Annotated in this window: 10 protein-coding genes and 1 pseudogene; 4 read left to right on the plus strand and 7 right to left on the minus strand. The window is 72.3% G+C overall.

From position 1 onward, the window contains the following. Positions 1 to 2 precede the first annotated feature (2 nt). Together ACLQ2V_RS02970 and ACLQ2V_RS02975 are read left to right on the plus strand one after the other, a co-directional pair. The gene (locus tag ACLQ2V_RS02970; RefSeq protein WP_425716997.1) at positions 3 to 1,148 is read left to right on the plus strand and encodes an RNA polymerase sigma factor; all 1,146 of its coding nucleotides are present in this window, start codon (positions 3 to 5) and stop codon (positions 1,146 to 1,148) included. A gap of 187 nt (positions 1,149 to 1,335) precedes the next feature. Continuing rightward, positions 1,336 to 1,713, plus strand: a complete 378-nt coding sequence (locus ACLQ2V_RS02975; protein WP_425716751.1) for a hypothetical protein — start codon at positions 1,336 to 1,338, stop codon at positions 1,711 to 1,713. A 315-nt stretch (positions 1,714 to 2,028) separates the two neighbouring features. Here the strand turns inward: ACLQ2V_RS02975 and ACLQ2V_RS02980 are convergent, their stop codons facing one another. Then, positions 2,029 to 3,258 carry an RNA-guided endonuclease InsQ/TnpB family protein gene (locus ACLQ2V_RS02980; RefSeq protein ID WP_425716752.1) on the minus strand — a complete coding sequence of 410 codons (1,230 nt, stop codon included), beginning with the start codon at positions 3,256 to 3,258 and terminating at the stop codon, positions 2,029 to 2,031. A gap of 22 nt (positions 3,259 to 3,280) precedes the next feature. On the opposite strand from ACLQ2V_RS02980, the gene tnpA reads away from it, so the two are divergent. Then, positions 3,281 to 3,697, plus strand: coding sequence for an IS200/IS605 family transposase (gene tnpA, locus ACLQ2V_RS02985; protein ID WP_425716753.1), 417 nt, complete (start codon positions 3,281 to 3,283; stop codon positions 3,695 to 3,697). A gap of 328 nt (positions 3,698 to 4,025) precedes the next feature. On the opposite strand, the gene ACLQ2V_RS02990 is transcribed toward tnpA, so the two are convergent. The 4 genes from ACLQ2V_RS02990 to ACLQ2V_RS03005 form a co-directional block, all read right to left on the minus strand. Then, positions 4,026 to 4,244, minus strand: coding sequence for a hypothetical protein (locus ACLQ2V_RS02990; protein WP_425716754.1), 219 nt, complete (start codon positions 4,242 to 4,244; stop codon positions 4,026 to 4,028). Between the two features lie 65 nt (positions 4,245 to 4,309). Further along, positions 4,310 to 5,893, minus strand: a complete 1,584-nt coding sequence (locus ACLQ2V_RS02995; RefSeq protein WP_425716755.1) for an RICIN domain-containing protein — start codon at positions 5,891 to 5,893, stop codon at positions 4,310 to 4,312. Between the two features lie 367 nt (positions 5,894 to 6,260). Continuing rightward, positions 6,261 to 6,710 (minus strand): DoxX family protein, encoded by a 450-nt coding sequence (locus tag ACLQ2V_RS03000; RefSeq protein ID WP_425716756.1) that lies wholly within the window; start codon positions 6,708 to 6,710, stop codon positions 6,261 to 6,263. Between the two features lie 299 nt (positions 6,711 to 7,009). Then, a complete protein-coding gene (locus ACLQ2V_RS03005; RefSeq protein WP_425716757.1) occupies positions 7,010 to 7,213 on the minus strand; it encodes a hypothetical protein in 204 nt (67 codons plus the stop codon). A 159-nt stretch (positions 7,214 to 7,372) separates the two neighbouring features. Between ACLQ2V_RS03005 and ACLQ2V_RS03010 the strand changes: the two are divergent. After that, positions 7,373 to 7,720: pseudogene (locus ACLQ2V_RS03010) on the plus strand (GNAT family N-acetyltransferase); the annotation flags it as partial. A gap of 228 nt (positions 7,721 to 7,948) precedes the next feature. Here the strand turns inward: ACLQ2V_RS03010 and ACLQ2V_RS03015 are convergent. Next, a complete protein-coding gene (locus ACLQ2V_RS03015; protein WP_425716758.1) occupies positions 7,949 to 8,824 on the minus strand; it encodes an ABC transporter permease subunit in 876 nt (291 codons plus the stop codon). After that, the gene (locus ACLQ2V_RS03020) at positions 8,824 to 11,745 is read right to left on the minus strand and encodes an alpha/beta fold hydrolase (protein WP_425716759.1); all 2,922 of its coding nucleotides are present in this window, start codon (positions 11,743 to 11,745) and stop codon (positions 8,824 to 8,826) included. Before ACLQ2V_RS03020 ends, ACLQ2V_RS03015 begins: the two co-directional genes overlap by 1 nt. Positions 11,746 to 12,106: the final 361 nt, after the last annotated feature.

The following is a 12,106-nucleotide window of genomic DNA, read 5'->3' on the forward strand; positions in this document are numbered from 1 at the left end:
AGGTGAACGAGGTCCGCCTCCGTAGCCTCACCCCCGCTGTGCTCGGGGTCCTCGTCCGCCGCGGAGCCGACTTCGCGGCGGCCGAGGACGCCGTGCAGGACGCACTGGTCGAGGCGGTCCGCGTCTGGCCGAGCGACCCGCCCCGGGATGCGTTGGCCTGGCTGATCACCGTGGCCTGGCGGCGGTTCCTCGACGCGACCCGGGCCGACGCCGCCCGCCGCCGCCGTGAGGCCCTCGTCGACGAGGAGCCGTCCCGGGGTCCGGTGCCCTCGGTGGACGACACGCTGCGGCTCTACTTCCTGTGCGCCCACCCGTCGCTGACGCCGTCCGCCGCGGTCGCGCTCACCCTGCGCGCCGTCGGCGGGCTGACCACCCGCCAGATCGCCCAGGCCTACCTGGTGCCCGAGCCGACCATGGCGCAGCGCATCAGCCGGGCCAAGCGCACCGTGTCCGGCGTACGGTTCGACCAGCCCGGCGATGTCGCCACCGTGCTCCGCGTCCTCTACCTGGTCTTCAACGAGGGCCACTCCGGCAACGTCGACCTCGCCGCCGAGGCCATCCGCCTCACCCGGCAACTCGTGGCCGCTATCGACCACCCCGAGGTGGCGGGACTGCTCGCCCTAATGCTGCTGCACCACGCCCGACGCGCCACCCGGATCGCCGCCGACGGCAGCCTGGTGCCGCTGGCCGAGCAGGACCGCAGCCGGTGGGACACCGCCACGATCGCCGAGGGCGTCGGGATCCTCCAGGCGGCCCTCGCCCGCGACCGGCTGGGCGAGTTCCAGGCCCAGGCGGCCATTGCGGCACTGCACGCCGACGCGCCCGTCACGGCGGAGACCGACTGGGTGCAGATCGTCGAGTGGTACGACGAGCTCGTGCGCCTGACCGACAGTCCTGTCGTCCGGCTCAATCGCGCGGTGGCCGTCGGCGAGGCAGACGGGCCCCGCGCCGGCCTGGCGGCCCTGTCGGCGCTGGACGATTCGCTGCCCCGCCACGCGGCGGTGGCGGCGTACCTGCACGAGCGCGACGGCGACCCGGCGACGGCGGCGCGGCTGTACGCCGAGGCGGCCCGGAAAGCGCCCTCCCTCGCCGAGCGCGACCACCTGACGCGCCAGGCCGCGCGGATCAACGCCCAGCTGCGCCGCTGACCGCCTCGGCGCCCGCGCAGCGCCAGATCGCCACCCAAAGATGGGCGGATGTGTCGCCTTTCCGCCATTTCGCACCGTCGACCGCCTCAATCGATTATCGTCGCTGGCAGCCGTCTCGGTCGCCCACGGGTCGGCGGCAGCGCCTCTCGACGGGTGCCGCTGCCCGTCCGACTTCCCTGGGAGTGCCGTGACCGGACCAGAACCGATCCGACCGGAGGCAGCGCCGGACGCCGTGGCCTTCGTCGCCATGATGCGGCAGCTCAAGGGCCGGTCCGGCCACACCTTCCGGCAGTTGGAGAAGGTCGCCGCGCGCCATGGCGACTACCTGCCGCGCAGCACGACGGCCGATGTGCTGCGCCGCCAGGCGTTGCCCCGCGCCGACGTGCTGGCCGCGTTCGTCCGTGCCTGCGCCGGGGAGGAGCACGTCGCGGCCTGGTTGCGGGCCCGGGAGCGGCTGGCCGAGGCGGCGGTGGCGTTCGACGACGCCCGGCCGAACGACGACCTGCTGCTGTACCCGGTGAAGCAGGCCTTCAGAACCACCGTCCGGCCGGCCGGCGGACGGTAGGCGGTGGACGGTAGGCGGAACGCCGCACCCCGGCCGCCCGTGGTGCTCGCGAGCCACGGTGGTCCTCGCGAACCACCGTGGCTCTCGCGGCCGTCAGCGCGCGACGCGACGACCCGAGACGGGTGCCGCGAGGGTGACCGCGCGGCCGGCGGCCACCCTCGCGTGCCCGATCGGTGCCCTAGCAGCGCTTGGTGGCACCGCCGTCGTCCAGGTACTTGCCGTAGACCCAGCCGATGCTCGCCCCCAGGGGGTGGCGGACGTACGTCCAGCGGTTCCCGTAGGTGTTCACGGATTGACATCCTCTCCGCCCTAAAGCTAAAGGGCGGAGATTCCCTCCACGCTGCGTGTGGAACACGCAACGTCCGGGTGGGTTACCGCTTCACGGCGCGGTGCCGGCACGGATGCCGGTCTTACCTGCGCTCCACGGTCGTTGAGGTCCGCCCGTCCGGCGGCCCTGATGTTCCTGGCGGCGTTGACGTCCCGGTCGTGGTGACTGCCGCACGGGCAGTCCCACGACCGGACGTTCAACGCCAGCTTGTCGCCGATCCGGCCGCAGTCGGAGCACATCCGGGTGGACGGGAAGAACCGGTCCACCCGGCCGAAGATGCGCCCGTACCTCGCGGCCTTGTACTCCACCATGGCGGTGAAGCGGGCCCACCCGGCGTCGTGCACACTCCTGGCCAGCCGGGTCCGACCGAGACCGGTCACGCACAGGTCCTCGACGTACACCGCTTGGTTGTCGCGGATGATCGTCGTGGACAGTTTGTGCTGCCAGTCCCGCCGGGTGTCCGCCACCCGCGCATGAGCGCGAGCGACCTTCACCACGGCCTTCTTCCGGTTCCGACTCCCGCGCTGCTTACGCGACAGGTCCTGCTGCAACCGGCGCAGCTTGCGGGCCGCCCGGCGCAGAAACTTCGGGGCGGCCACCTTCGTGCCGTCCGAGCAGACCGCGAAGTGCGTCAGCCCCAGGTCGATGCCCACCTCGGAGTCGACCGGCGGTAAAGGTTTGTCGGTGGTCTGCACGACGAACGAGGCGAAGTACCGGCCCGCCGCATCCCGGATCACCGTCACGCTCGACGGGTCCGAGGGAAGCGCCCTGGACCAGCGCACCCGCACGTCGCCGATCTTCGGCAACCGCAACCGGCCGTTGTCGAGAACCCTGAACCGGGAGTTCTTCGTGAAACGCACCGCCTGCCGGTTGTCCTTGCGAGACCGGAAACGCGGCGGTGCCACCTTCCGTCCCTTGCGCTTGCCGGACAGGGAGTTGAAGAAGTTGCGGTAGGCGGTGCTCAGGTCGGCGAGGGCCTGTTGCAGCACCACCGCCGACACCTCGCCGAGCCACGCCCGTTGCGGGGTCTGCTTGGCCTCGGTGATCAGACGGCGAGACAACTCCCCGTCGGAGATGTACGCCAGCCTCTGCTCGCGGGCTTCCTGCCGAGCGCGCAACCCGTCGTTGAACACCACCCGAGCGCACCCGAATGCCCGGGCCAGCGCTTCACTCTGGCCGGAGTCCGGGTAGAGCCGGTACTGGTACCGGAGCTGCACCCCCACACAATACCATTGGTCTATGGCCGAACTTGAAGGAATCCGCACCGGCAGGCACTGCGTTTTCGCTCTGCACGCTCACTTGGTCTTCGTAACGAAATTTCGACGCCAGGTGTTCGGTGACCGGCACCTCGCCCGGATGGAGGAGATCATGCGGGCGGTGTGCGCCGACTTCGACACCGAGCTGGTCGAGTTCAACGGCGAGAACAACCACGTCCATCTACTCGTCACCTTCCCACCGAAAGTCGCCCCCGCCAAGCTCGTCAACAGCCTCAAAGGCGTCTCCTCACGCCGCCTGCGGCAGGAGTTCCCCGACCTCGCGCGCCACTACTACCGGGCCAACAAACTGTGGTCAGGCTCGTACTTCGCGGGCTCCGTCGGCGGGGAACCGCTAAGCGCCGTGCGTCAGTACATCAAGCAGCAGAACCACCCGACCTAAGGCATGTTTTACCGGTTGGTCGGGGCTGTCTCCAGACTGGGCAGCGCCGCCGGGGGTTGGCCAGAGGTGGCGGCCGTCCCGGACAACGACGGGTTGTCCGACCAGGTCAGAGCGCTCGTCGGACACCGTCCCGGACAGCCCGCGCGGTCCATCGGCACCCGACGCGGCGCAACGCGGCCTTCGCACAGCACGAGCCCGCCGCGCCTCTCGACGCGACGGGCTCGGCAGGGCTGTGTCGGCCGGCGGGCCGGCGGTCATGGTTGTCGCCGAAGTCCCGTGGATCGGCGGGGTACGGGGCGGAACCGCACCCCGCCCCGGCCCGACGACCCTAGGCCCCGGCGCCCGGGTCCTTCCTTCGCTTGGTTCGCAGCGTCAGGGCCGCCCAGACGACCAGGCCGGCGGTCAGGAGTCCCACGACGACGTCCAGGGCACCGTCGAATCCATCCAGGCACCTTCCGAGGAACACCAGCGAGCCTCCAACGACCATCGCCCAGAGTGCCGCCCGTGGGGACCGCTCCACGACCATCACCTCCCTCGTCAGCCGCACCTGGGAGGATCCTTACCCCGACCGGGGCGCGCGGTCACCCCTCCGCTGCCGGCGGGCCGGGGCGCTCAGGTCGTACGCCATTTCTGGTTGTTGCCGCCCTTGCAGTCCCAGATGGCCACCGGGGAGTCGTTGGCGGTGGCGTTGCCGAGGACGTCGAGGCACTTCCCGGCGCCGACCGCGACGATGCTGCCGTCGCTGTCGAACCGCCACCGTTGGTTGGCCTGCCCGTTGCAGTCCCAGACCTCGACGGCCGTGCCGTTGGCGGTGCGGTTGTCGTAGACGTCGAGGCACTTGCCGCCGGCGGTCCGCAGCTCGCCGGCGGCGGTGCGGGTCCACTGCTGGTTGCTGGCGGCGTGGCAGTCCCAGATGACCACCAGCGTGCCGTTGGTCTCGTTGCCGTCCGGCACGTCGAGGCAGCGGTTCGACTCGACGCCGCGCAGCACGCTCGCGCCGCCCCCGGGAGGCCGGGGGCCGCCGCCGGAGACGACGTACATGGCCGCGCCGTGCGACGGCACCGACGCGCTGATCGTCGGCCCGGAGCTGCCGGTGGTGTGCGCCCACAGGTCCCGCACCGAGTAGCTCGACGCACTGCCCAGCCCGAGCGCGGCCGCGCTGGTCGACACGGTGGCCGGGCCGCCACCCCGGTTGAGCAGCACCACCGCGGTCGCGCCGTTGGCCATCGGCTTGGCCCAGACCTCCTGGTCACCGGTGTCACTGATCTTGTTGCCCTGCTGGCCGCCCCAGTCCTGGTTGACCGCGATGACCTCGGTGTTGGTCAGGGTCGACCGGGTCGCCGCGCTCATCGAGCGCAGGTCGTTGCCGGCGATCAGCGGCGCGTTGAGCAGCGCCCAGAGGCTGAAGTGGGCCCGGGACTCGGTGTCGGTCAGCCCGTTGCCGACCTCCAGCATGTCCGGGTCGTTCCAGGCGCCGGGCCGGGCGGACGCGGCCCACCGGGGCTGGGCGTCGAGAATGCCCATCACCGAGCCCCAGTTGCCGGCGATGTCGCCGGTGGTGCGCCAGGAGTTGCCGGTGGCCGGCCCCCACGACCCGACGCCGTCGTTGCCCCAGTTGCAGATCGCGTACAGGATGGGTCGGCCGGTGCGCGCCAGGGCGTCCCGCATGGCGGTGTAGCGCTGCTGACCCGTCCTGCCCTGGGTGTCGCCGCAGTTGTCGTACTTGAGGTAGTCGATGCCCCAGGACGCCCAGAGGTTGGCGTCGCGCTGCTCGTTGTTGAGGCTCGCCGGGTACCCGGCGCAGGTGGTGAGCCCGGCGGAGGAGTAGATGCCGAGCTTCAGACCCTTTCCGTGTACGTAGTCCGCCAGCGACTTGATCCCGTTGGGGAACTTCTGCGGATCGGGGACCAGATCGCCGTTGCCGTTGCGGCTGCGCGTCGACCAGCAGTCGTCGATGTTGACGTACTGGTAGCCGGCGGCGGCCATGCCGCTGGACACCATGATGTCCGCGGTCTGCCGGATCAGGGTGTCGTTGACGTTGCAGCCGAAGCTGTTCCAGTCGTTCCAACCCAGTTGTGGGGTGCGGGCCAACCCATTGTCGAGGGCCGATACCGGCAGTCCGGTGGTCGTGACGACGGTCGCGGTCGTTGCCGCGAGCAGCAGCAGCGCGGCGCCGAGGCGGGCTAGTGTGCGCATCCTACGTTCCTCCGGGGCGCGGTCGGAATTCGTCGGCCGACGGCTCAGGCCGGACGGTCGACCGGGGCCGGATCCGAGTCTTCTCCTCGCATAGTCAGACGTCAATGTCATGGTCGCGCGCGAATTGCCGGGTCGGGTCGACGGCGCACCGCTCACCAACTGTCCGGGACCACGCTCCGCGAGGTCGGCCACGTCGACGTCGGGTGCCAACCGCAGCCGCCGGGGTCGGCGGCGGCAAGCCCCGCGACCCCGCCCAGAGCCGGACTCCCGTCGCGGATGGCCCGATGCCGATCCCCCCGCCGCCGCCGAACGCCGTGGCCGACACCCCGCCGACGAGGACCGACGTCGGGCGCGTCCCCGCCGGTTCTCAAGCCACCCCGGACCGCTCGCCCGCCGTCGCGGTCACGACAACGGGTTCGCGGTCCCGCCGCATCAGGCTGTCCAACGCCCAGGTGCCCGGCCCGAGCGCCGCGACCAGCACGAACGACCAGCAGAACAGCGCCGCCAGCTCGCCGCCGTTACTCAGCGGCAGCAGCCCCTCCGGCTGGTGCACGGCGAAGTACGCGTACGCCATCGAGCCGGAGGCCACCAGCGCCGCCGGACGGGAGAAGAGGCCGGCGAGCACCAGCGCCCCGCAGACGGCCTGGATCAGCGCCGCCCACCAGCCGGGCCACTGACCCAGCGGCACCGCCTCACCGGTGCCCCGCGCGCCGCCGAAGACACCGAACAGCGACGACAGTCCGTGGCACAGGAAGAGCAGGCCGATCACCATGCGGAACAGGGACAGGGCGGGCCCACCTAGTCGGTCGATCTTCACGCGACACCTCCAAGGGCGATGAATGGATACCACCAGACTGCCCACTGGATTCAGCAAAGTCGATTTATTCCCTCTCTGTGGGAACGCTCCCACGCCCCGCTGCCCGCCCCGCGAGCAGCACCTGCGGTCACCGGCTACCCCCACGCCCGCGCCCAGCTTCCGGTGATCAGGACGCCATGGACGTCAAACGGGGGTTGTAGGGTCCATGGCGTCCTGATCACCTTTGATCGGCGCGGCGCTGACGAGCCTCAGCGTCCGCCGGAGGTCGAGCCGCAAGGGTCCTGCCCGGTGCCCATGAACTACCTGCGCCGCTCTTCCGCCCACGGAAACGGCGCGACGAGGAAGAGCACGGGAATGCAGATCGCTCCGATCACCGCCATGACGGCCAGTGCCCCGACCGTGCCGATTCCGGCCGCCCCGGCCGCATAGCCGGCCGCCACGCAGAGAAGCAGGGACAACGGCAGCAGGATCGCGAATGCGCGCGCTGATGGTCGACGCTTCATCCCGAACTCCCCATGAGATCTTCAGTGGCAGCCGACGAGGCAACGAGCGGCCCGCGCCTGCCGTACCCAACCTCGACGGCGTGCAAAAGTGTGGACGGTCTCGGCGGTCGGCGGGATAAGGAGATGCCGGGCCCTCGGCCCCGCTGCCAGGATGCGGGCATGACCACGCTACGCATCGGCCAGGACGACCCCGAACTGGGAAGCCGCCTCTCGGACGAGCTGGACGCCATCAACCACGCCGCCATCGCCTCGGACGACGAGACACCGCTCTCCATCCGGGCCACCGACGAGCAGGGCGCCCTGCTCGGCGGACTCACCGGGTGGACGTGGGGCGGCTGCGGCGGCATCACCTCGCTGTGGCTGGCTGCGGAGCATCGCGGCCGAGGCTTGGGCACTCGCCTGCTCGTCGCCGCCGAGGACGAGATCCGTCGGCGCGGCTGCGACCGGATCGTGGTCGCCACCATGTCCTTCCAGGCACCGGACTTCTACCGCCGACACGGCTACCAGGAGGTCGGCCGCACCCCGGGCATGCCGGACGGCACCGCAAAGCACCACTTCCACAAGCCCCTCCCCGCCCCTCCCCGCCCATCCCCGCCCCTCCCCTCGTCGATCATGGAGTTGTGGCGGGGGACAACGGCCGCAAAGGCCGCTGACCGGGCACCACAGGTCCATGATCGACGCGCCGGGGAGGGGGCGGGCGGGGAGGGGGCGGGGGGGCGGGGGGCGGGGGGGGGGTTAGCTGGTGATGTCCTTGCGGGTGAAGCGCCAGAAGGCCAGGGACCAGAAGAGCGTGGCGTAGGCGATGGCCGAGATGCAGCCGCGTACCACGTCGTCGGTCTGCACGGGTGTCGACAGCAGCCCCAGCCAGGCGTTGGCGTAGTGGGTGGGCAGGAAGGCGCGGATCCCACCCAGCGCGGTGATCTGGTCCAGGATGCTGGAGAGGATCCAGAGCAGCACCGCGCCGCCGACCGCGCCGAGCGCGGCGTCCGTGACCACCGAGAGCAGGAACGCCAGCCCGGCCACGGCCAGCAGGACGACCGCCAGGTAGCCGAGCACGCCCAGCAGCCGCAGCAGGCCCTCCCCCGGGTCGAGCTGGGCCGAGACCTGGCTGCTCAGCGGCTCCCAGCCGTAGCGCAGGGTGCCCGCGAGCAGGGCGGTGCCGGCCAGCAGCAGCAGGGCCAGCGCCGAGTACGCGAGCGCGACCAGCAGCTTCACCGCCAGCAACCGGGCCCGGGGCACCGGAATCGCCAGCAGGTAACGCAGGCTGCCCCAGCTCGCCTCGCTGGCCACCGTGTCGCCGCAGAACAGCGCCACCACCACGACCAGCAGGAATGACGCCGAGACCAGCAGCGAGAAGAGGGTGAAGTTCAGCCCGCCCGAGGTGGCCAGGTCGCCCAGGCTGGAGAACTCGCCCCCGCCGCCCCGGTCGTCGTCGTCGCCCGCGTCGAACTGGAACGCGATCAGGATGATCAGCGGCAGCAGCACCATGAAACCCAGGGCGAGCTGGGTACGCCGCCGCGACGCCTGCCGGCGGAACTCCGCCGCGAACGGCAGGGTGGCCGAGGGGCGGTAGCCCGCCGCCGCGCCCACCGTGGAGGACGACTGCGTCATCACCGGTCCCCGCTTCCCCGAGAGTTCTCGCCGACCAGGGCGAGGAACGCGTCCTCCAGGCGGCGCCGGGGCACCACCCGGTCCACTCCGATCCCGGCCCGGACCAGCTCGGCGACCACCTCGCTGCGGGCGGTGCCGAACGTGTCCACGACCAGGTTGCCGTCGGTGTCCGGCAGCACCGTCACCCCGTCGAGCCGGCCGAGCACGTCGCGCGCCGCCGCCGGGTCGCTGACGTCGAAGAGCACGCTGGGCGACTCGCCGACGATCTCGTCCACCGGGCCGGACGCCACGATCCGCCCCTTGTTGACCACCACCGCGTGGGTGCAGGTCTGCTCCACCTCGGCGAGCAGGTGGCTGGAGACCAGCACCGCCCGGCCGTCGGTGGCGTAGCGCTGGAGCACCCGGCGCATCTCGGCGATCTGCGGCGGGTCCAGCCCGTCGGTCGGCTCGTCGAGCACCAGCAACTCGGGCAGGCCGAGCATGGCCTGGGCGATGGCCAGCCGCTGCCGCATGCCGTGGCTGTACTTGCGGGTCTTGCGGTGCACCGAGTCGCCCAGCCCGGCGGTCTCCAGCGCCTGGTCGAAGTGCGCGTCGGCCCAGGGCCGGCCGGTGGCCCGCCAGTACGCCTTCAGGTTCTCCAACCCCGACAGGTGCGGCAGGAAGCCCGGCCCCTCGACCAGTGACCCGATCCGCGACAGCACCGGTGAGCCGGGCACCAGCCTGCGGCCGAAGACGTAGATCTCCCCGGCGGTGGGCTGGGTCAGCCCCATCAGCACCCGCAGGGTGGTGGTCTTGCCCGCGCCGTTGGGCCCGAGCAGGCCGACGACCTGGCCGGGGTGCACCTCGAAGTCGACGTTCGACACGGCGACGAAGCCGTCGGCGTACTCCTTGCGCAGTTGCCGGACGGCCAGCGGGACGCCCGCGTACTCCGGGTGCACGGAGCTGTCCTGGCGGCGGTGCCGGCGGCGGGCCAGCAGGACGACCACGACGAGCCCGACGACGATCGCGGCCAGCAGCCCGGCCAGCACCCAGCGCCAGACGGTGGCCGTGGTGGGGATCGGCTCGCCGGCCACGGTGGGCAGCAGCACCGGGCCGTCGCCGGGGGCGACGGTGTAGACGGTCGGCTCGACCGGCGTGGTGTACGACTGGTCGGTGCTGGCCACCACGATCCGCAGCCGGTGCCCGGCCTCGACGCGGCGCACGATCGCCGGCAGGGTGACGGTGACCGGCGCGGCGGCCCCGACCTGCGCCGGCAGCCCGGTCAGCCGCACCGGGGCGACCAGCCCGTTCGGCAGGGTCGCCGCGCCGGCGGGGTCGACGTCGTAGAGCTTGACGAAGAGCACCGCCTCCCCGGTGGGCGACGCGGCCTTCAGGGAGAACGTCGGCGACCCGGCGATGTCCACCGCCTCGGCCAGCGGGGCGGACTCGAACCGGGCGTGCTGGCCGGGGATGTCGCCGGCCACCCCGTCGAGCAGCGAGCCGAGCGCGCCCGCGAAGGGCACCGACGACATGGCCGCCGGGTTGCCGTTGGGCGGGTTCGCGACCGGCTGGGCCGGGCCGGCCACCGCGACCTCCCGGCGGGCGTCGCCGGTCAGCCCCGGGTAGTCGGTGGTGCGCAGCCCGGTGGCGACCAGGCCGCGGTCGAGGGCGTCGAAGCCGGCGATCCGGGAGTACGTGAAGTCGTCGCCGGGGGCCGGCCCGTCGCCCGCCACGTAGTGGTCGAGCCACTGCACGGTCAGGAACTTCACCCGGTCGGAGTCGTTGCGCGGCCCGTCGCCGCCGTCGTGGCCGCCGGTGAACCAGGCGACCCGGACGGGGGTGCCGTTCGCGGCGATGCCGCGCGCGTTGGCGTCCGCCTCGGCCAGCGGGAAGAGGCTGTCGGCCTCCCCCTGCACCAGCAGCGTCGGGGCCTTGATCCGGTCGAGCACGGGGGCCGGGCTGGAGCGTCGCAGCAGCTCCACGTCGGCCTGTTGCGCCCGCCCGGTGGTGGCGATGCGCAGGTACGCGGCGCAGACGTCGGCGGCGAATCGACCGCAGGCCGGGTCGACGGCGGCCCCGGCGGGGGCCCGCCCCGGCCCGGTGCCCGGTCCCGCGCCCGGCGCCGGGCTGGCCGGCCCGGCGGACGCGGGCCCGCCCTGCCGCTGGCCTTCCTGCCCCTCCTGCTGCTGCGGCTGGCCCTCCTGCTGCTGCTCGCCGGCCGAGTTTCCGGTCACGCCGGCCGGGCCCGCTCCGGCGGCACCGCCGCCGCCGAAGAAGATCCCCGCCCAGCCCTTCTTGAACACCCCGGAGGTGGGGGCCTTCCCGGTGCTCTCCGGCAGGAAGGCGCGGGACAGGTCGTTCCAGGTGATCATGGGGACGATCGCGTCGACCCGCCGGTCCTGGGCGGCCAGCAGCAGGGCCAGGCCGCCGCCGTACGAGCCGCCGACCACGCCGACGCGGGGGTCACCGGGGGCGTCGAGGCGCACCTGCGGCCGGGCGGCCAGCCAGTCGAGCAGCCGCTCGGCGTCGCGCACCTCGTGGTCGGGGCTGTCCAGGTGGATCTGCCCGCCGCTGCGGCCGAAGCCCCGGGCGGTCCAGGCGAGCACCGCGTAGCCCTGGCCGGCCAGCTCCTCGGCGTCGGCGCGGACCGTCTCCTTGGTGCCGCCGAAGCCGTGCGCCAGCAGCACGGCCGGCACCTTCCGCCCGGCGGAGGCGTCCTTCGGCAGGTAGAAGGTGGTGTCCAGGGCCACCGGCTCGTCCCCGGTCGGGCCGGAGCGGACGGTGACCAGCGCGGACTCGGTGCGGAAGCCATCCGGGCCGGACCGGGTCGCCCACACCACGGCGGCGGCCACCAGCACGGCCGCCACCGCCCCGGCGACGATCCGGCGGCGGGGGGTGGCCAGGGCCCGTCGGACCGGCGCGGCCGACAACGGCGATCTCATGCGGCAACGGTACGGGGAGCTTCCTGTGTGTTCACTGAGATCCGCCGTACGGCCGTCCGATCAGCCCGTTCGGCGACCCGACCGGGCCCGACCGCGCAGGGTACGGCGCGTGCCAGTGAGATGAATTCTGATCACGTGAATTCCGATGTTCGACCGAAATCCTTACGGATCCACCCATGTCAGTCGCTCGATGGGCACGGAGAGTGCTGACCCCGGAGACCAACGGTGACCACGGTCGAAGTGCCGCAAATCTGACCGGCCAGTCCCTGCGCTGGTCAGCCCCGGTCGATTAGTTTCCGGTCCGGTGAGCGGGACTGCGACGGCGACCCCCGACACCCCACCGTCCCCCGCCGTCGCCGGA

The sequence above is a fragment of the Micromonospora sp. DT233 genome, assembly GCF_049841815.1.
Classification (GTDB): domain Bacteria; phylum Actinomycetota; class Actinomycetes; order Mycobacteriales; family Micromonosporaceae; genus Micromonospora.